The following is a 19,062-nucleotide window of genomic DNA, read 5'->3' on the forward strand; positions in this document are numbered from 1 at the left end:
CGCGCGTCCGCAGGGGCGCGGGATGAACGGCTGGATCATCCTCGACAAGCCCGTGGGGCTCGGCTCGACCCAGGCGGTCGGCGCGGTGAAGCGCGTCTGCCGCGAGGCGGGTCTCGGCAAGGTCAAGGTCGGCCACGGCGGAACGCTCGACCCGCTTGCTTCGGGGGTGTTGCCAATCGCGCTGGGGGAGGCGACCAAGCTCTGCGGCCGGATGCTCGATGCCAGCAAGACCTATGATTTCACCGTGGCGTTCGGGATGGAAACCGCCGGGCTGGACGCGGAGGGCGACGTCGTCGCCACGAGCGACGTGCGGCCGACGCTGGCGGACATCGAGGCGGTGCTGCCGCGCTTCACCGGCCCGATCGAACAGATTCCGCCCGCTTATTCGGCGATCAAGGTCGACGGGCAGCGGGCCTATGATCGCGCGCGCGCGGGCGAAGAGGTCGAGATGAAGGCGCGGAGGGTGACGATACACACGCTCGCGATCCTCCCCGGCACGGGGAGGGGGACCGCCGAAGGTGGTGGAGGGGCAGGCGAGGGTTCGCGCTTCGCCGATACGCGGTGCAAACCGTCCGTGCCCCTCTACCATGCTTCGCATGGTCCCCCTCCCCGTGCCGGGGAGGAACTGGATGCCATCACCCTCACCGCCCATGTCTCGAAGGGCACCTATATTCGCAGCCTCGCCCGCGACATTGCGCGTGCGGTCGGCACCGTCGGCCATGTCACCATGCTCCACCGTACCAAAGCGGGGCCGTTCGACCTGTCCCAAGCGATTTCGCTGGACAAATTGAACGCTTTCGGTCAAGGGGCCGCGCAATCAGATGTCATTCTGCCGCTCGAGGCGGGGCTGGTCGACATCCCGGCTCTGAACCTTTCCCCGGAAGCGGCAGGGGCGATCCGTCAGGGTCGCGTCTGGACCGGGGTAAGCACGCACGACGGGCTCTATTGGGGACGCGATGCCGACAATCGGCCCGTCGCCCTGATCGAGGCTTTGGCGGGAACGCTGAAGGTCGTGCGGGGCTTCAATCTATAGCCATGATGTTCGAGGAATATATTTATGTCGATTACCGCCGAGCGCAAAGCCGAAGTCATCAGCGATAATGCCCGTGCCAAGGGCGACACCGGTTCGCCGGAAGTCCAGGTCGCGATCCTGACCGACCGCATCAACACGCTGACCGATCACTTCAAGGCGCACCACAAGGACAATCACAGCCGCCGCGGGCTGCTGATGATGGTCAACAAGCGCCGCAGCCTGCTCGACTATCTTCGCAAGAAGGACGAGGGCCGCTATCAGGCACTCATCGCGAAGCTGGGTCTGCGCAAATAAGAATGCGAGGGCGGCTCCGGGTTCGGGGCCGCTTTCATTTTGGTTCGCGGTAAATTCGCGAGCCGCAAGGGCCGCTCCCGCATCCGGCGGGACCGCCATAGGGCAGACAGACGCCCTACACCGCCCCGGGCCGGACTGCCCGGAATCAGAGGCCCCGCCCGGCATAGGGCCCGGCGGGCGAAGGAAAATCCATGTTTGACGTGAAAAAAGTATCGATCGAGTGGGGCGGTGAGACGCTCACTCTCGAAACGGGCAAGGTTGCCCGCCAGGCCGACGGCGCCGTGATGGCGACGCTGGGCGAAACGGTTGTCCTGTGCGCCGTGACCGCCGCCAAGTCGGTGAAGGACGGGCAGGACTTCTTCCCGCTCACCGTCCATTATCAGGAAAAATATTCGGCCGCCGGGCGCATCCCGGGCGGCTTCTTCAAGCGCGAACGCGGCGCGACCGAAAAGGAAACGCTGGTTTCCCGCCTGATCGACCGCCCGATCCGTCCGCTCTTCCCCGAAGGTTTCTACAACGAGATCAACGCCATTGCTCAGGTGCTGAGCTATGACGGCCATAACGAGCCCGACATCCTCGCGATGGTCGCGGCGTCGGCCGCGCTCACCATCTCGGGTGTGCCCTTCATGGGTCCGATCGGCGCCGCGCGCGTCGGTTACCTCAACGGCGAATATATCCTCAACCCGACCGACGAGCAGGTCGCCGAGGGCGACCTCGACCTGGTGGTCGCCGCAACCTACGACGCGGTGATGATGGTCGAATCCGAAGCGAACGAGCTGTCGGAAGAAGTCATGCTCGGCGCGGTGATGTTCGCGCACGACGCGTGCAAGGAAGTCGTCAAGGCGATCGTCAAGCTCGCCGAACAGGCCGCCAAGGACCCTTGGGAAATGGCTGCGTCGGACGACAATGCCGCGATCAAGGACAAGCTCAAGAAGCTGATCGGCAAGGACATCGCCGCTGCCTACAAGCTGACCGACAAGTCGGCCCGCTCGAACGCGCTCAACGAGGCGCGCGCGAAGGCGAAGGAAAGCTTCGCTGCCGACGGCCTCAGCCCGCAGGAAGTCATGGCCGGCATCAAGCTGACCAAGAAGCTCGAAGCCGAAATCGTCCGCACCGCCATCCTCAAGGACGGCAAGCGCATCGACGGCCGCACGACCACGCAGATTCGTCCGATCGTCGCCGAAACGCACTTCCTGCCGCGCGCCCACGGTTCGGCGCTGTTCACTCGCGGCGAGACGCAGACGATCGCGACCTGCACCCTCGGCACCAAGGAAAGCGAGCAGATGATCGACGGTCTCAACGGCCTGTCGTATCAGAATTTCATGCTCCACTATAACTTCCCGCCCTATTCGGTCGGCGAAGTCGGCCGCTTCGGCGCGCCGGGCCGCCGCGAAGTCGGCCACGGCAAGCTCGCGTGGCGCGCGCTGCACCCCGTGCTGCCGACCAAGGACGACTTCCCCTACACGATCCGCCTGACCAGCGACATCACCGAGTCGAACGGCTCGTCGTCGATGGCGTCGGTGTGCGGCGGCTCGTTGGCGATGATGGACGCGGGCGTGCCGATCAAGCGCCCCGTCTCGGGCATCGCGATGGGCCTGATCCTCGAGGGCAAGGATTATGCGATCCTGTCGGACATCCTGGGCGACGAGGACCATCTCGGCGACATGGACTTCAAGGTCGCGGGGACGTCCGAAGGCATCACCACGATGCAGATGGACATCAAGATCGCGGGCATCACGAAGGAAATCTTCGAGGCCGCGCTGACCCAGGCCAAGGAAGGCCGCGCGCACATCCTCGGCGAGATGGCCAAGGCGCTCGGCGAAACCCGCACCGAGCTGTCGGATTATGCGCCGCGCATCGAAACGATGCAGATCGACAAGTCGAAGATCCGCGATGTCATCGGCACCGGCGGCAAGGTAATCCGCGAGATCGTCGCGACCACCGGCGCCAAGGTCGACATTGATGACGAGGGCCTGATCAAGATTTCGTCGAGCGACCTCAGCCAGATCGAAGCGGCCCGAAAGTGGATCGCCGGGATCGTCGAGGAAGCCGAAGTCGGCAAGATTTATGACGGCAAGGTCGTCAATCTCGTCGATTTCGGGGCGTTCGTGAATTTCATGGGCGGCAAGGACGGTCTCGTCCATGTCAGCGAAATCGCCAACGAGCGCGTCGAAAAAGTGTCCGACGTCCTGAGCGAAGGCCAGGAAGTCAAGGTCAAGGTGCTCGAGATCGACCCGCGCGGCAAGGTCCGCCTGTCGATGCGCGTCGTCGATCAGGAAACCGGCGCCGAACTCGAAGACACCCGCCCGCCGCGCGAACCGCGCGGTGATCGCGGCCCCCGCCGCGACGGCGGCGACCGCGGCCGCGGCGGCCGCGACCGTGGCCCCCGTCGCGACGGCGGTGATCGCGGCGATCGCGGTCCGCGCCGTGAGCGCAATGACGGTCCCGAAGATCAGGGCCATGTGCCCGACTTCCTGAAGGACTAAGCTTCTTCACCGATCGAAAAAGAAAGGGGCTGCCGTAAGGCGGCCCCTTTTTTATGGCGGCTATGGGGTGGGAAGCGGACGATGCCGCTCCTCCCCGGCACGGGGAGGGGGACCGCCGAAGGTGGTGGAGGGGCAGGTGGGTCATGGCGCGCCTTTTCTGGATCGAAACGTAAACCGAGGGTGCCCCTCCACCATGCTTCGCATGGTCCCCCTCCCCGTGCCGGGGAGGATATCTTGTCAGCTTCCGGTCGAAACCGGCCGGTCGATCATATGGGTGATCGACAGTCAGCCGAATTTCGATCGCCAATTCGCTCCGGCTCGCTTTGCGCCTTCGGGAAGGCCATGATCTCCGGTCGGCTGTCCATGGATATTGCGCGGGCGAGCCAGACCGATATCCGGCGACGGACCTGGTATCAGGTACAATAGACCTCACGCATGGCGTCGATATGCACGACGAGTTCCTGCGCGATGAGCAGCGCGCGCGGTTCTTCGGCGACATCGGTCGCCTTCGCAAGATTGCCGCCGACCTGCTTCAGTTCCTTGCACTCGCCCTTTTTGGCGCTGCGGGTCGTGGTGCCGTCCCGAAGGTGGCTGAACAGGCTGCGATACACATGGCACACGCCGATCAATTGTTGCCCCCAATAGGGGAATTGAAATCCCTGGCCGACCACCGTTCCGGTCACCCCGTCGCACGCGCTGCCGAGCTGCGCGGGGTTCACGGCGTCGATCGCCGCGACGATCCGCTCGCCGCGGTCGGCCCAATTATGCCACCCCGCCGCCTTGTCGGCCGCCGCCGCCGGCATCGACGCCCCCGCGAGCATCAGCACCGCCGCCGCCCGCAAGGCCGTATTTCCCGTCCGAACCATCCTATCAAACTCCCTGTGAAGAAAGGCCCGCCCTGCCACCGCCCGGCCGCGCGGCATTGTAGATTTCCGACATCGGGCCGGGACGCAGGGCAAGCCTCCCTGCAAGCGGTGGCTTGGCGCGGCCGCCGACAGCGTCTAGCCTCGCCTCGACCATAATCCGACCCGAGGAAGATCATGATATTCGACACTCTGCTCCTGTCCCTCGTCATCGCGGCGCAGGCCGTTCCGCCGCAGGCGACGCAATTGCCGCCGCCGCCGCCCGCGGTGCCCGCGCCGGTCACCGGGCCGGTCGAGGTCGACACGCGGCCCTATGTCGAACTCGTCACCGACGCGGGAAGGATGGTCGTGCGGCTGGAGACGAAGCGTGCGCCCATTACGACCGCGAACTTCCTGCGCTATGTTGACAGCAAGCGGATGGCGACAACCTTCAAATTCTATCGCACGACGCGAAGCTGGGGGGAGGGAAATGCGCTGGTCCAGGGTGGCAATCGCGGCGATGCGCGGCTGAACTATCCGCCGATCGCGCACGAGGCGACCACCGCCACCGCCCTGACCCACTGCAAGGGCGCGCTCGCGATGGCGCGGCTCGCGCCGGGCGATGCGACGAGCGATTTCTTCATCCTCCTCTCCGATATCCCGGGCTTCGACGCCGATCCAGCGGCGAGCGGCGACAATGCCGGCTTCGCGGTGTTCGGCGAGCTGGTTTCGGGGCTCGACGTCGCGGAGAAAATCTATGCCGCGCCGGTTTCGCCGACCAAGGGCGAGGGGGTGATGGTCGGCCAGATGCTCGATCCCGAGTTCAAGATCCTCTCCGCGCGCCGCATCCCCGCGCCCGCCGACGCGCCGAAGGGCTGCGTGGTGAAGGGTGCGTGACGCCGTTCCGGCCCGCCCGCCCGAAGCCGACGAAACGCATGATCATTTATTTTGCGTTCATCCGCGCTGTGGCTATACCGCGCCCATGACTCAGCGCATCTCCCTTCGCGCCGCCGCGCGCCTCGCCGCCGCCGCCCTCGTGATTTCGCCGCTGCTGGCGGCCTGCGCCGGGGGCTCGGGCGTGAAGAAGGACACGCGCTACGTCGCGCGCGACGTGAATACCCTCTATCGCGCCGCGCAGGACCGCCTCGACCGCCGCCAGTATAGGATCGCCGCGGCGCTGTTCGACGAGGTCGAGCGCCAGCACCCCTATTCGCCCTGGGCGCGCCGCGCGCAGCTCATGAGCAGCTTTTCCTATTATATGGACCGCGAATATACCCCGGCGATCGAGGCGGCGCAGCGCTTCCTCTCGATCCACCCGGGCAACAAGGACGCGCCCTATGCCTATTATCTGATCGCGCTCAGCTATTATGAGCAGATCAGCGACGTCACCCGCGACCAGAAGATCACCCAGCAGGCACAGAATGCGCTCGGCGAGGTGATTCGCCGCTATCCCGACAGCCGCTACGCCGCCGACGCGCGGCTGAAGGTTGACCTGGTGCAGGATCATCTCGCGGGCAAGGAGATGGAGATCGGCCGCTTTTACGAGCGCAGTTCGAACTGGCTCGCGGCGTCGATCCGCTTCCGCGAAGTGACCCGGAAGTTTCAGACGACGAGCCACACGCCCGAGGCGCTCTATCGCCTGACCGAATGCTATCTGGCGCTCGGCGTTCCCGAGGAAGCGAAGAAATCGGCCGCGGTGCTCGGTGCCAACTATCCCGGCAGCAAATGGTACGACCGCGCCTACAAGCTGATGCAGAGGCACGCGCCGAGCGCGTGATCTTCGTCGCCCCTGCGCAGGCGCGGGCCGCGATCGTTCGCGAATGGATTCGTGCAGAGGCGCAGAGATCGCATAGACTTTGGTTCACGCGAAGCCGCGAAGAATTTTTCTGCGCGCCGGAACGGACATAATCTCACACAAAGACACGAAGAGGGAAAATCGTCCCGTTATGTCGCTTTTCCGGCGCGAAGCGCATTTTCTGGCAATGCCGCCTGCGGCGGCGAGGAGCGCTTGCGACAGGGCGCGCCCTCTTCGTGTCTTTGTGTGAGATTATTTTCTTCGCGGCTTCGCGGCTTCGCGTGAACCGATTGGCACGCCCTCGCCGCACCGGCCTCACTCCCGAATAGATTCGCATTTTGTTCTGCGTTAAGAGCAGCCCATGCTGACGGCTTTGTCCATCGCGAACATCGTTCTGATCGAACGGCTCGACCTCGATTTCGAGGCCGGGCTCGGCGTGCTGACCGGCGAGACGGGGGCGGGGAAGTCGATCCTGCTCGACGCGCTGGGGCTGGTGCTCGGGATGCGCGCCGACAGCGCGCTGGTCCGGCAAGGCACCGACAAGGCGCAGGTGACCGCCAGCTTCACGCCGCCCGCGCCCGATACGCCGCTCGCCGCGCTGCTCGCCGGCAATGAGATCGCTCTGGAGCCGGGCGAGCCTTTGCTGATCCGCCGCGCGCTCAAGGCCGACGGCGGCAGCCGCGCGTTCCTGAACGACCAGCCCTGTTCGGCGGCGCTGCTGCGCGAGGTCGGCGGCTATCTGGTCGAAATCCACGGTCAGCACGACGATCGCGGCCTGCTCGCGCCCGCCGGGCACCGCGCGCTGCTCGACGCCTATGCGCGCGCCGACACGGCGGGGGTCGCGGCCGCCCACGCCGCATGGCGCGCCGCCGAGGCCAGGCTGGAAGCAGCGAAGGCGGCGATTTCGGAAGCCGAGCGCGACCGCGAATGGCTCGAACATTGCGTCGCCGAACTCCGCACGCTCGATCCGCAGCCGGGCGAGGACGCCGAACTCGCCGAGGCGCGTGCGACGATGCAGAAGGGGGAGCGCATCGCCGGCGACCTCGGCTCGATCCTCGAGGCGTTCGATGGCAGCGCGGGCGGCCCGGCGCTGCTGCGCGGCGCGGCGCGGCGGCTCGACCGGCTCGCAGGCGATCATCCTTTGCTTGCCGAGGCGCTCGCCAGCCTCGATCGCGCGATCATCGACGCCGACGAGGCCGAGACGAAATTGCACGAGGCGGCGCGCGCGCTCGAATATGATCCCGAGCGGCTCGAAGCCGCCGAGACGCGGTTGTTCGAACTCCGCGCGATGGCGCGCAAGCACGGGGTTCAGCCCGACGAACTCGCCGAACTGACGGGCGAACTCGCCGCACGGCTCGATGCGATCGAGGGCGGTAGTGCCGGGCTCGCGAAGCTCGAAGCCGCGGTTGCGGAGACCGCTGCCGCCTATACCCACGCCGCGACCGCGCTCTCCGACCTGCGCGGCAAGGCCGCGGCGCGACTCGACGCGGCGGTTGCAGGCGAATTGGTGCCGCTGAAACTCGACGCGGCGCGCTTCCAGACGCGCATCGACCGCCTCCCCGCTGAACGCTGGGGCGCCGACGGCATGGACCGCGTCGAATTCCTCATCGCCACCAACCCCGGCGCGCCGTTCGCGCCGCTGGCAAAGATCGCGTCGGGCGGCGAACTCTCGCGCTTCATCCTCGCGCTCAAGGTCGCGCTGGCCGAAGAGGGCGGCGCCGACACGATCATTTTCGACGAGATCGACCGCGGCGTCGGCGGCGCCGTCGCCAGCGCCATCGGCGAGCGATTGGCCAGACTCGCGGGCGCGGGCAAGCAATTGCTCGCGGTCACCCATTCGCCGCAGGTCGCCGCCAAGGGCGGCTCGCATTTCGTCATCGCCAAATCGAGCGAAGGAACCGTGACCCGCACCGGCGTCCGCCTTCTCGATCCTCCCGGCCGCCGCGAAGAAATCGCGCGCATGTTGTCGGGTGCGGAGGTAACCGAAGAGGCAAGGGCGCAAGCGTTGCGGCTGCTCGACGTCGCTGCATGATGGCGCCGCACCCCCTCGACCGCCCCGTCTGGTCGATGCTCACCGGGCGGCAGGCGCATCTGGCGCAGGGCGACGCCCGCGCGGTGCGGATCGATCGCGGCTATGGGCCGTTCGGCGCCGCCGCCGACCGGAGCGATGCGGCGCAGGCGGCGCTCGCTGCTCTGGTTCCCGCGGATGGCGAATTGTGGATCGTCGAAGGCGAATGCTGGGCCGTTCCGCCCGGCACGCGCGAGGTGAAGCGCGCGGTGCTCGCGCAGATGGTCGCCGAAGGCTCGTCGCCCGAAGCGCGGCCGGGCGAGCCCGCGATCGTCGCACTCGGCGAGGCCGACGCGGCCGAAATGGCGGCACTCGCCGACCATGCCCGGCCCGGCCCATGGAGCACCACGACGCATCGCTACGGTCCTTTCTTCGGGGTCCGCGAGGACGGCCGCCTGCTCGCGATGGCGGGGCAGAGAATGTTGATGCCGGGCATGGCCGAGGTCAGCGGCGTCGCCACGTGGGAAGATTGTCGCGGGCGTGGGCTGGCGCGCGCCTTGATCGGCCATGTCATGCGCGCGATGGCCGCGCGCGGCGAGCAGCCTTTTCTGCACAGCTATGCCGACAATGCGGGCGCGATCGCGCTTTATGAATCGCTCGGCTTTCGTATCCGGCGCGAGGTGCATGTGCTGGCGATCGCGGTGAATTGAGGCTCGCGCCGGGCGCTCGCCGGTGGCACAAGCGCGCGCATGACCGAGATTGAATCGCTCTCCGAAGCCGAGGCCGCCAACGAACTGATGCGGCTCGCCAAGCAGATCGCCCACCACAACAAGCTGTATCACGCCGAGGACAGTCCCGAGATTTCGGACGCCGAATACGACGCGCTCGTCCGTCGCAATAACGAGCTTGAAGCCGCCTTTCCGCATCTGATCCGCGCCGACAGTCCGAACCGGCTGGTCGGCGCGGCGGTCGAGGCGTCGCCGCTCGCCAAGGTCGCCCATGCGGTGCGGATGATGAGCCTCGACAATGCTTTCGCGGCCGAGGATGTCGAGGAATTCGCCGCGCGCGTGCGGCGTTTCCTGAATCTACCGGGCGATGCCGCGGTCGCGATGACCGCCGAGGACAAGATCGACGGCCTGTCCTGCTCGCTGCGCTACGAAAAGGGCAGGCTGGTGCAGGCCGCGACGCGCGGCGACGGGACGGTGGGCGAGGACGTTACCGCCAATGTGCGGCATATCGCCGATATTCCGCAGCAATTAGCGGGTGACGCCCCCGACGTTTTCGAGATTCGCGGCGAAGTCTATATGGCGAAGTCCGATTTTTCGGCGCTCAACGAACGGTTGATGGAAGAGGGCAGGGCGCTCGCCGAACAGCGCGAACAGGCGTTCGATCCCGCCACCGTCCGCCAGTTCGCCAACCCGCGCAACGCCGCGGCGGGATCGCTGCGCCAGAAGGACGCGAGCGTCACCGCGTCGCGCCCGCTGCGCTTCCTCGCGCACGGCTGGGGCGAGGTGAGCGGGCTTCCCGCCGACACCCAGTTCGGGGTGATGCAGGCGCTCGCGGGTTGGGGCGTTCCGGTGTCGCCGCTGCTCGCGCGTTGCGACAGCGTCGCCGACCTGCTCGCTCATTATGCCGAGATCGAGCGGCGGCGCGCCGACATGCCCTATGATATCGACGGCGTCGTCTACAAGGTCGACCGGCTCGACTGGCAGGCGCGGCTCGGCTTCGTCGCCAAGGCGCCGCGCTGGGCCATCGCGCATAAATTCCCCGCCGAGCGCGCGCAGACGACCTTGGAAGCCATCGACATCCAGGTCGGCCGCACCGGCAAGCTGACCCCGGTCGGGCGCCTGACCCCCGTCACGGTCGGCGGCGTCGTCGTTTCGAACGTCACGCTCCACAACCGCGACGAGATCGGCCGCCTCGGCGTCCGGCCCGGCGACCGCGTCGTCGTCCAGCGCGCGGGCGATGTGATCCCGCAGGTCGTCGACAATCTGACCCGCGACGAAGACCGCCCCGCCTATGCCTTCCCCGATCATTGCCCGGTGTGCGGCAGCGAGGCGGTCGCCGAGGAGGGCGAGGTCGACGTGCGCTGCACCGGCGGGCTCATCTGCAATGCCCAGAAGTTCGAGCGCCTGCGCCACTTCGTCAGCCGCGGCGCACTCGACATCGAGGGGCTGGGCGAAAAGAGCATCGCGGAGTTTCTGGAGCTCGGCTGGCTCGACAAGGGGCCCGCCGACATCTTCCGCCTGAAGGGCCACCGCGACGCGCTGCTCGGCCGCGAGGGGTGGAAGGAAAAGTCGGTCGACAATCTTTTCGCCGCGATCGAGGCCAAGCGCGTGCCCGACGCGGCGCGGCTGCTGTTCGGGCTCGGCATCCGCCACGTCGGCGCGGTGACCGCGCGCGACCTGCTGAAGGGGCTCGGCGACCTGTCGCGGCTCCCCGGCAAGGCGGCGGAAATCCACGCCTATCTCGATGAGCATCCGCAGGGCGAGGCGGAATCGGCCGGCAAATATATGACGCGCAAGGTCGAGGCGATCAAAGCGATCCTCGAGGTGCGCGCCGACGGCATCGGCGCCGCGGTGGGCGAGGCGCTCGGCGATTTCTTCCACGAACCGCACAACCGTGTGCTGTGGGACGACCTGCTCTCTGAAGTGTCGCCGCCGCCCTATGTGGTCGAAACGCGCGACAGCGAGGTGTCGGGGATGACCGTCGTCTTCACCGGCAAGCTGGAGACGATGAGCCGCGACGAAGCCAAGGCGCAGGCCGAAGCGCTCGGCGCCAAGGCCGCGGGCAGCGTGAGCGCCAAGACCGACCTCGTCGTCGCAGGGCCGGGCGCGGGATCGAAGCTCAAGCAGGCGAGCGCGCTCGGCATCCGCGTGATCGACGAAGCCGAATGGGCGGCGATCGTCGCGGCGGCGGGGTAGAGGAGCGATTCCGTTTTTCGTCACCCCGGACTTGATCCGGGGTCCATTCAGTGCTCGCTGTCACTGACGACGGGCCGAATGGATGCTGAATCGAGTTCAGCATGACGAATGCAAGAGGTGATCGGGACGATATGGCGAAACGCGATTATCTGGACACCCTCATGCGCGATCTCGAATCGCACACCGAGGTGCGGCGATTCGGCAGCGGCTGGTTGTCGGGCTTTTTCGGCCTGCTCTTCGCGATCAGTGGCTTCTTCATGGTGATCGCGCTGCGCTTTCCCGACTGGTTCGCGACCCCCGAACTGGCGATCGTCAAGAACTGGACCGGCTTTCGCGGCGCGGTCCATCTGGTCCTGCTCGCGGGCTATGGCCTGTCGCTGCTCAGCCTGCTGCTGCGTCCGCGCAAGGTGCTGGGGCTGACCGCGCTGATGGTCGGGCTCGCCGCGGCGCTGCTCGGCGGGGCGAACGTCCAGCCGCAGGAGACGCGCGACTGGGGCATTTTCTTCGGGCTCGATTTCTTCGCGGTGAACCTGCTGGTCACCGGCTTCATGTTCGCGCCGCTCGAACGCGCTTTCCCGCATCGCCGCGCGCAGCGGCTGTTCCGCACCGAATGGCGCGAGGATCTCTTCTATTTCCTCGTCAGCACGATGTTCGTGCAGATATTGAGCTTTCTCGCGCTCGCGCCGCAGCAGTTCGTCAATGCACATACGAACAGTTGGGACGCCTTCCGCGCGGGCGTTGCTTCGCTGCCGTGGATCGTGCAGTTCCTGATCGTCCTCGTCCTGTCGGACCTCGCGCAATATTGGTATCACCGGCTGTTCCACAAAGTGCCGTTCCTGTGGGGCTTTCACGCGGTCCACCACAGCGCGAAATCGATGGACTGGCTCGCGGGATCGCGGATGCATCTGGTCGAGGTCGTCCTGCTGCGCTCGGTGACCTCGCTGCCGCTGTTCACGCTCGGCTTCAGCCCGTCGGTGATGCAGGCCTATATCGGTTTCATCTATGTCTGGTCGTCGCTGCTTCACGCCAATGTCGGCGGCGATTTCAATCGGTTGGGCCACTGGATCGCCACCCCGCGCTTCCATCACTGGCATCACGGGCTGGAGCGCGAAGCGTTCGACGTCAATTTCGCGATCCACTTCCCGTGGATCGACAAATTGTTCGGCACCTTCCACCTGCCGAAGGACCGCTGGCCCGAAAACTACGGCATCCCCGAGGATGTGCCGAAAGCCTATTGGAACCAATTCCTCTATCCCTGGACGCGCACCGGCAAGAAGACCGACGAGGCGGCGGCAGAGTAAATCTTCGCCACGAACGGGGTGGGCAATCTGTCCGCTTGCCTCGTCGCTCTCCTCGCCATAAGGCCGCCGCCGTGGGCATCCTCGCCGCCTTTCGCCGTCCGGGCATCCTGCTGCTTCTGCCGCTGCTGCTCGCGCTCGCCGCGCGGGTGCTTGTCGCGCCGGGCTGGATGATCGACAGCGCGGGCGGCACGATCACCGTGCGCGTCTGTTCGGACCCCGCCAATCCCGGCGGCACGATGACGATCGCGCTCGAAAAGAGCGGCGATCATCAGGCAGGCGAGGGCCAGCAGCATTGTCCGTGGGGCGCGCTCGCCGTGGCGCCGATCACGCCTGCCGCTCCAGCGCTGCCCGCGCAGCTCGTCGCGCCCGAACCCGCGCCCGTCGCGACCCCGTCGCTCGGCTTTGCCCCGGGCATCGCCTCGCCGCTCCCGCCGAGCACCGGACCCCCTTCCTTCGTCTGATCCAGCTTGAATCGCCGCCCGCGCACCGATGCGCCGAGCGGCCCCATAACTGTATCCGGGGAAGATTTTCCGATGACTTTTATTGCCTATCGTGCGGCGCCCTTGCTGGCGCTTGCCCTCTGCCTTGCCGCTTCGCCCGCCCGTGCCGACGAAGCCGATTCCACCATCATCGTCACCGCGCCGACCGCGACCGACGCCGCCGAGGATCGTGCCGCGCGCACCCCCGGCGGTGCCGACGTGGTCTCCTATCAGGATTATGCCGACAAGAGCGTTGTCTCGCTGCGCGATACGCTCGCTTTCTCGCCCGGCGTCTATCTCCAGCCGCGCTTCGGGCAGGAGGTGCGGATTTCGATCCGCGGCTCGGGGCTGTCGCGCGGCTATCATATGCGCGGGCTGACGCTGCTCCAGGACGGGGTGCCGATCAACCTCGCCGACGACAATGGCGATTTCCAGGAGCTGGAGCCGATCTTCTTTGACCATCTGGAGGTCTATCGCGGCGCCAACGCGCTGCGTTTCGGCTCGGGCACGCTCGGCGGCGCGATCAACGGCGTGACGCCGACCGGCCGCACCGCAGAGGGCGTATATCTCCGCGCCGACGCGGGCAGTTTCGACATGCTGCGCGGCCTCGCGTCGGCAGGCGTCGCGGGCGAGCGCGTCGATGCGTGGGGCGCGGTCAGCGCCGACACGTCGGACGGCGACCGCAAGCATGCAAAGCGGCGCAGCCTGCGCTTCCACGGCAATGTGGGGCTGGCGCTGACCGACAACATCACGACGCGCCTTTATGCGAGCTACAACAATATCGATCAGGAGCTGCCGGGCGCGCTGAGCCGCGCCGAGGCGCTGGCGACGCCGCGCATCGCCAATGCCGGCAGCGTCGCGGGCGATCAGGCGCGCAACATCGAATCGCTGCGGCTCCAGAACCGCACGAGCATCGATCTCGGCGCCGCCAAGCTCGACCTCGGCGTCTTCGTCAACGCCAAGACGCTGCACCATCCCATCTATCAGCTCATCGACCAGAAAAGCGTCGATCGCGGTACCTTCTTCCGCCTCGACTATGCCGCGGGACCGGTCGAGGCGACGCTCGGCGGCGAGCTGCGCGTCGGCGACGTCCATTCGCGGCGCTTCGTCAACGTGGCGGGGCGCCGCGGCGCCAAGACTTTCGACGCGCGGCAGGACGCGCGCACCGCGACGCTCTATGGCGAGGTGCGGCTGAAGCCGGTCGAAAGTCTCTCGCTGATCGCCGGCGGCATTTACGCCGACGGGATGCGGCGCCAGCACGAGGCGTTCAACAACGGCCCGGTCGACAACTTTGGCCGTGCCGATTTCGACGCCTTCTCGCCCAAATTTGGCCTGCTGTTCGAGCCCGCGCCGGGCGTGCAATTCTATGGCAACTACAGCCGTTCGGTCGAATTCCCGGGCTTCATCGAACTGGCGCAGACCTCGGCCTTCGTCCCGCTCGATGCACAGCGCGCGTGGACGGCCGAGGTCGGCACGCGCGGCCGCACGGGGATGCTGAGCTGGGATCTCTCGCTCTATCGCGCCGACATCAAGGGCGAGCTGCTGCAATATAGTGTGACCGCGGACATTCCCGCTTCGACCTTCAACGCAGGCCGGACGCGGCACGAAGGGGTCGAGGCGGCGCTGGAGATCGCGCCGGCGAACTGGCTCCGGTTGCGGCAGGTCTATACCTACAGCAACTTTCGATTCCGCGATGACGTCCAGTTCGGCGACAACCGCCTGCCGGTCGTGCCGCGCCACGTCTATCGCGCCGAGGCGCGCATCGGCACCGATACGCTGCATGTCGCGCCCAACATCGAATGGGTGCCGCAGGGGCCGTTCGCCGATTACCGCAACCGCGTCCGCACCCCCGGCTATGCGCTGATCGGCGTGACCGGCGGCGCGCGTATTGCCGAAGGCGTCGACGCCTTTGTCGATGTCCGCAATATCGCGGGCAAGAAGGCGATCGGCGACATCAGCGCCGCGATCGACGTCACCGATGGCTCGGCGATCTATTATCCGGTCGAGCGCCGGTCGGTGTCGATGGGACTGCGCGCGCGCTTCTGATCCGCGCGCAGGGGTGCGCGGGGCGTCACCCGGCCGCGATCGCCGCCTGCGCTTCGGCGCGCGCGGGGGTCGCTCCGGGGATCACCGCGTCCATATCCTTGTTCTCGGGCAGGATCGGCCAGAGCAATTGCTGGCCCAGCGTCGCGGGCGGCAGATTCTCGACGCCATAGCTTGCGGGAAAATGGCGCGTGATCTTCGCGGTGCCGAACAGGACGTCCCAGAAGAACAGAAGGTTGCCGAAATTGCCCTTGTAATGGACCGCCGGGTCGTGGGCGTGGCGGCCGTGATGCGCGTGGTGCGTCGCCGGAGTGCTGATCGTCCGCTCGACCACCCACATGACGGGCGCGAGCGCCTTGATGCGATAGAGCGGCGCGTCCCACGCGACATCGCTGTGCGCGCCGATGATCACCAGCATCTTCACGATCAGGTAGAAGGCGTAGAACCAGCCGAGTCCGAGATAGACGAGCGCGCCCGCCAGCCAGATGCTCGGCATCATCGCATAATAGAGGAGGTTGTTCCGGTAGACGAGCCGCACGCTCATATAACGGGCATTATGGTGCGCGCGGTGGAGGTTGTAGAGCCACGCGGTGCTGTGCGACGCGCGGTGCCACCAATATTGCATCATATCCTCGAAGACGAGGAACAGCGCGAGCGCGGCGTACCAGGGGCTATGCGCAAGCGCACCCTCATATTGTGGAAAGAAAAGGTGGCCGAGTGCCCCGACCGTCAGCAGGATCGCCGGCTGGGTCAGGATCGTCAGCGTGAAGGTGCTGACGATCTCGACGATGCCGTCGTGCCGCGACTGTTCGGTCTTCGCGAAAAAGCGCGTGCGCGCGAGCTCGACGAGGCAGAAGCCCAGATAGATGAGCGCGACGATCAAGCTCGATTGCGCATTGGTGAGGTGCATCCCGATTCTCCCGATGGGGCCTTAAGCCTTGCCTTTCCGCCGCCTTTGCCACACAGCGACCGGCAGAAATGCAAAGATCTTATCATTTCGATCTGGCCGAGCGGACGCGGCTGTCGCCCGCCGAGCGCGAACGGCTCGTGGCGATGGCCCCGGCGCGGTGGTTCGCCGACGGCCAGTTCGTGCAGCAGCAGGGCGATCCCGGCGACGCCTTCTGGGCGGTGGTCGAGGGGCATGTCCTCGTCGGCCGCTATGCCGAGGACGGTGGCTTCACCGCCTTTGCCGTGCTCGGGCCGGGCGACCTGTTTGGCGAGCTCGCCTTCTTCACCGGCGTGCCGCGGCAGGCCGACGCGCTCGCCAGCGGCTCGGCGCGGCTTGTCGCGATCGACCGCGCGCTGCTCCGCCGCCTGATGGCTGCCGATGTGGGCTGGGCCGAGCTGCTGCTGCGCAGCCTCGGCCGCCAGCTTGCCGGGGCGCTCGACATCATCGATGCCGAGCGGCGGCTCGGCAGCGCCGACCGGCTGTGGCGGTTGCTCGGCATGATGGCGGCAGACGGCGACGACGGCGCGACCGTGCACGCGACGCAGCAGCAGCTCGCCGACCTGCTCGGCGTGTCGCGCGTCACGCTGGGCGCCGCGCTCCGTGACCTGACCGCGCGCGGGCTGGTCGAAACCGGCTATGGGCGGATCAAGTTGCTTCATCTTGAACTGTGATGATGTCAGATCAATCTTCCTCGTCGTTGCGAGGAGCGTAGCGACGAAGCAATCTCCAGCCATCGGGATCGCGCGAGGCCGATGGCTGGAGATTGCTTCGCTTCGCTCGCAATGACAAAATAGAATGTACTGTAGTTCTAAAGGCTGGCGATAAAGTTTCACTTGAAACCATTTCATGCTAGGGATGCCGCATGAAGAACCCCGACACCCACGTTCACGACATCCCGCCGCCGGGCGCCGCGGCCGACTGGACGATTTCGCAGGATTGGGACGCCTTCACCGCCGACGAGCATGCGATGTGGGATCGGCTGTTCGCGCGCCAGTCGGCGATGCTGCCCGGCCGTGCGTCGGAGGCCTTCCTGCGCGGGATCGATGTGCTGCGGCTCGAAAAGCCGGGCATTCCCGACTATCGCGAACTCAACGCTCGGCTGATGGCCGCGACCGGGTGGCAGGTCGTCGCGGTGCCGGGGCTGGTGCCCGACGATGTCTTTTTCGATCATCTCGCGAACCGGCGCTTCCCCGCGGGCAATTTCATCCGCACGCCGGAACAGCTCGACTATCTGCAGGAACCCGACGTCTTCCATGACGTCTTCGGCCATGTCCCGATGCTCGCCGATCCGGTGTTCGCCGATTATATGGTCGCCTACGGCGAGGGGGGCCTCCGCAGTCTCAAGTTCGATGCGCTGAAACAATTGGCGCGCCTCTATTGGTACACGGTCGAATTCGGTCTGATCCGCGAAGCGGGCGGGCTTCGCATCTATGGCGCGGGGATCGTCTCCTCCTTTGCCGAAAGCGTCTTCGCGCTCGATTCGGACAGCCCGAACCGCATCGGCTTCGACCTCGCGCGCGTGATGCGCACCGATTACCGGATCGACGATTTCCAGCAGAATTATTTCGTCGTCGACAGCCTCGGCCAATTGCTCGACGTGACGGTGAACACCGATTTCGCGCCGCTCTATGCCGCCAACGCCGCGCTGCCGCCGATCCCGATCGCCGACATATTGGAAGATGACGAGGTCGTCACGCGCGGCACGCAGGATTATGCTGCGGCGAAAGCGTGAGTAATCCCCTCCCGCAAGCGGGAGGGGCAGCGAGAGTTGCGAGCTTGCTCGCTACTCGCAGCGGGGTGGGCACCAAGCCGCCACCGCTGCTGGCCCACCCCGTTGCGACTAGGGCCGGCTCTGCCGGCCCAAGTCTCACAACCCCTCCCGCTTGCGGGAGGGGGGCGGTGCTACCAACTCCCGAAACTCGCATCCGAAGGACTCGCGCGATGCAGCGCGCGTTCCTTGCGGCGCCAGCCATAGCGCCGCCGCTTGACCAGCAGCAGGCACGGCCACTCCGCGCTCCCGCCGCGGTGGACCAGACGAAAACCCTGCGCGCGATAGGCGGCGAGCACCGGCTCCATCTGCCGCGCGATCAGCCCGGCGAGGATCGCATGGCCGCCGGGCGCCGTGGCGCTCGCGATATCGGGGGCGAGGGTGATCAGCGGCCCCGCGAGAATATTCGCGACGACCAGATCATAAGGCGCCCGGTGCCGGATCGCCGGATGATCGGTCCCCGGCGCGACCGCGAGCGCGAGCCGCCCGCCGCCTCGGCCCAGCGGCACGCCATTGATCGCGGCATTGTCTCTGGTCACGAAAATGCTCGCGGGGTCGATGTCCGACGCGATCACGCGCGCGCGCGGCCACAGCGCCAGCGCGGCGAAAGCGAGGAGGCCGGTGCCGGTGCCGATGTCGGCGATGTTGCGCGGGCTGGCTCCGGCGCGCGCCAACCGGTCGAGCATCGCGAGGCAGCCCGCGGTCGTGTCGTGCCCCCCGGTGCCGAAGGCCTGACTCGCGTCGATCAGGAAGGGGGTGCTGCCCGGTGGCACGCGGTCGGCATAGCTGCTTGTATGGACGAAGAAACGCCCGGCCTGCACGGGTTCGAGCCCCTGCTGCGACAGCGTGACCCAATCCTGCTCGACCAGTTTCTCGACGACGGGTTTCTTGCCCTTTGCGCTCGGAATCAAGCCCTGCAGCAGTTTGAGCAAGGCCGCGACGGGCTTTTCGTCCATATAGGCATCGAGCTGCCAATGCCCGCTGTCCTCGTCGATCTCGCGCGTCACGACGACGGGCGCTTCGGCCAGCGCGTCGAGTTCGGGAATTTCACCCGACAGCGCCTCGGCCTCGGCGCGGGTGCAGGGAAGGGAGACGATCCAGCTCATCGGACAGGCTGGATGGAACGATGGGCTTGCATGG

General features: G+C 66.7%; 16 protein-coding genes. 13 read left to right on the top strand and 3 right to left on the bottom strand.

Annotated elements, in window-relative coordinates:
• Nucleotides 1-22 precede the first annotated feature (22 nt).
• The 3 genes from truB to pnp all read left to right on the top strand — a co-directional run bounded on the left by truB (nt 23) and on the right by pnp (nt 3,813).
• The gene (gene truB / locus ACVENA_RS01935; RefSeq protein WP_257547859.1) at nt 23-1,033 is read left to right on the top strand and encodes a tRNA pseudouridine(55) synthase TruB; all 1,011 of its coding nucleotides are present in this window, start codon (nt 23-25) and stop codon (nt 1,031-1,033) included.
• 24 nt (nt 1,034-1,057) lie between these two features.
• Nucleotides 1,058-1,327 carry a 30S ribosomal protein S15 gene (rpsO, locus tag ACVENA_RS01940; protein ID WP_257547861.1) on the top strand — a complete coding sequence of 90 codons (270 nt, stop codon included), beginning with the start codon at nt 1,058-1,060 and terminating at the stop codon, nt 1,325-1,327.
• A 191-nt stretch (nt 1,328-1,518) separates the two neighbouring features.
• Complete coding sequence (gene pnp, locus ACVENA_RS01945) at nt 1,519-3,813, top strand: polyribonucleotide nucleotidyltransferase (protein WP_257547863.1); 2,295 nt, start codon at nt 1,519-1,521, stop codon at nt 3,811-3,813.
• A 413-nt stretch (nt 3,814-4,226) separates the two neighbouring features.
• On the opposite strand, the gene ACVENA_RS01950 is transcribed toward pnp, so the two are convergent.
• Nucleotides 4,227-4,679: a hypothetical protein gene (locus ACVENA_RS01950; protein ID WP_257547865.1), complete on the bottom strand. Its 453-nt coding sequence runs from the start codon at nt 4,677-4,679 to the stop codon at nt 4,227-4,229.
• A 174-nt stretch (nt 4,680-4,853) separates the two neighbouring features.
• Between ACVENA_RS01950 and ACVENA_RS01955 the strand changes: the two genes are divergently transcribed.
• The 8 genes from ACVENA_RS01955 to ACVENA_RS01990 all read left to right on the top strand — a co-directional run bounded on the left by ACVENA_RS01955 (nt 4,854) and on the right by ACVENA_RS01990 (nt 15,208).
• Nucleotides 4,854-5,552 carry a peptidylprolyl isomerase gene (locus ACVENA_RS01955; protein WP_449327404.1) on the top strand — a complete coding sequence of 233 codons (699 nt, stop codon included), beginning with the start codon at nt 4,854-4,856 and terminating at the stop codon, nt 5,550-5,552.
• Nucleotides 5,553-5,637: 85 nt separating this feature from the next.
• Complete coding sequence (locus ACVENA_RS01960) at nt 5,638-6,432, top strand: outer membrane protein assembly factor BamD (RefSeq protein ID WP_449327405.1); 795 nt, start codon at nt 5,638-5,640, stop codon at nt 6,430-6,432.
• A 379-nt stretch (nt 6,433-6,811) separates the two neighbouring features.
• A complete protein-coding gene (gene recN, locus ACVENA_RS01965) occupies nt 6,812-8,482 on the top strand; it encodes a DNA repair protein RecN (protein ID WP_449327406.1) in 1,671 nt (556 codons plus the stop codon).
• Nucleotides 8,479-9,168 carry a GNAT family N-acetyltransferase gene (locus ACVENA_RS01970; RefSeq protein WP_449327407.1) on the top strand — a complete coding sequence of 230 codons (690 nt, stop codon included), beginning with the start codon at nt 8,479-8,481 and terminating at the stop codon, nt 9,166-9,168. The genes recN and ACVENA_RS01970 overlap by 4 nt, the downstream gene beginning before the upstream one ends.
• A gap of 39 nt (nt 9,169-9,207) precedes the next feature.
• Complete coding sequence (ligA, locus tag ACVENA_RS01975; protein WP_449327408.1) at nt 9,208-11,382, top strand: NAD-dependent DNA ligase LigA; 2,175 nt, start codon at nt 9,208-9,210, stop codon at nt 11,380-11,382.
• 131 nt (nt 11,383-11,513) lie between these two features.
• On the top strand, nt 11,514-12,683 hold the full coding sequence (locus tag ACVENA_RS01980; protein WP_449327409.1) for a sterol desaturase family protein: 1,170 nt from the start codon (nt 11,514-11,516) through the stop codon (nt 12,681-12,683).
• A gap of 71 nt (nt 12,684-12,754) precedes the next feature.
• Nucleotides 12,755-13,144: a hypothetical protein gene (locus ACVENA_RS01985; protein WP_449327410.1), complete on the top strand. Its 390-nt coding sequence runs from the start codon at nt 12,755-12,757 to the stop codon at nt 13,142-13,144.
• 72 nt (nt 13,145-13,216) lie between these two features.
• Nucleotides 13,217-15,208, top strand: coding sequence for a TonB-dependent receptor family protein (locus tag ACVENA_RS01990; protein ID WP_449327411.1), 1,992 nt, complete (start codon nt 13,217-13,219; stop codon nt 15,206-15,208).
• A gap of 25 nt (nt 15,209-15,233) precedes the next feature.
• On the opposite strand, the gene ACVENA_RS01995 is transcribed toward ACVENA_RS01990, so the two are convergent.
• Entirely contained in the window at nt 15,234-16,115 is an 882-nt protein-coding gene (locus ACVENA_RS01995; RefSeq protein ID WP_449327412.1) for a sterol desaturase family protein, read from the bottom strand.
• 68 nt (nt 16,116-16,183) lie between these two features.
• Here ACVENA_RS01995 and ACVENA_RS02000 point away from each other — a divergent pair, with 68 nt between their 5' ends.
• Both ACVENA_RS02000 and phhA read left to right on the top strand, forming a co-directional pair.
• A complete protein-coding gene (locus ACVENA_RS02000) occupies nt 16,184-16,825 on the top strand; it encodes a Crp/Fnr family transcriptional regulator (RefSeq protein ID WP_257547877.1) in 642 nt (213 codons plus the stop codon).
• A gap of 191 nt (nt 16,826-17,016) precedes the next feature.
• Nucleotides 17,017-17,886, top strand: a complete 870-nt coding sequence (gene phhA, locus ACVENA_RS02005; protein ID WP_449327413.1) for a phenylalanine 4-monooxygenase — start codon at nt 17,017-17,019, stop codon at nt 17,884-17,886.
• Nucleotides 17,887-18,056: 170 nt separating this feature from the next.
• Here the strand turns inward: phhA and ACVENA_RS02010 are convergent, their stop codons facing one another.
• Nucleotides 18,057-19,028 (bottom strand): 50S ribosomal protein L11 methyltransferase, encoded by a 972-nt coding sequence (locus ACVENA_RS02010; RefSeq protein WP_449327414.1) that lies wholly within the window; start codon nt 19,026-19,028, stop codon nt 18,057-18,059.
• Nucleotides 19,029-19,062 lie beyond the last annotated feature (34 nt).

This window comes from Sphingopyxis sp. 550A (assembly GCF_053569535.1).

Bases quoted from the DNA above. Each gene is read 5' to 3' on its own strand.
- recN (WP_449327406.1), top strand. From the start codon at position 6,812: ATGCTGACGGCTTTGTCCATCGCGAACATCGTTCTGATCGAACGGCTC.
- phhA (WP_449327413.1), top strand. From the start codon at position 17,017: ATGAAGAACCCCGACACCCACGTTCACGACATCCCGCCGCCGGGCGCC.
- ACVENA_RS01970 (WP_449327407.1), top strand. From the start codon at position 8,479: ATGATGGCGCCGCACCCCCTCGACCGCCCCGTCTGGTCGATGCTCACC.
- truB (WP_257547859.1), top strand. From the start codon at position 23: ATGAACGGCTGGATCATCCTCGACAAGCCCGTGGGGCTCGGCTCGACC.
- rpsO (WP_257547861.1), top strand. From the start codon at position 1,058: ATGTCGATTACCGCCGAGCGCAAAGCCGAAGTCATCAGCGATAATGCC.
- ligA (WP_449327408.1), top strand. From the start codon at position 9,208: ATGACCGAGATTGAATCGCTCTCCGAAGCCGAGGCCGCCAACGAACTG.
- ACVENA_RS01990 (WP_449327411.1), top strand. From the start codon at position 13,217: ATGACTTTTATTGCCTATCGTGCGGCGCCCTTGCTGGCGCTTGCCCTC.
- ACVENA_RS02010 (WP_449327414.1), bottom strand. From the start codon at position 19,028: ATGAGCTGGATCGTCTCCCTTCCCTGCACCCGCGCCGAGGCCGAGGCG.
- ACVENA_RS01960 (WP_449327405.1), top strand. From the start codon at position 5,638: ATGACTCAGCGCATCTCCCTTCGCGCCGCCGCGCGCCTCGCCGCCGCC.
- ACVENA_RS01995 (WP_449327412.1), bottom strand. From the start codon at position 16,115: ATGCACCTCACCAATGCGCAATCGAGCTTGATCGTCGCGCTCATCTAT.
- pnp (WP_257547863.1), top strand. From the start codon at position 1,519: ATGTTTGACGTGAAAAAAGTATCGATCGAGTGGGGCGGTGAGACGCTC.
- ACVENA_RS01980 (WP_449327409.1), top strand. From the start codon at position 11,514: ATGGCGAAACGCGATTATCTGGACACCCTCATGCGCGATCTCGAATCG.
- ACVENA_RS01950 (WP_257547865.1), bottom strand. From the start codon at position 4,679: ATGGTTCGGACGGGAAATACGGCCTTGCGGGCGGCGGCGGTGCTGATG.
- ACVENA_RS02000 (WP_257547877.1), top strand. From the start codon at position 16,184: ATGCAAAGATCTTATCATTTCGATCTGGCCGAGCGGACGCGGCTGTCG.
- ACVENA_RS01955 (WP_449327404.1), top strand. From the start codon at position 4,854: ATGATATTCGACACTCTGCTCCTGTCCCTCGTCATCGCGGCGCAGGCC.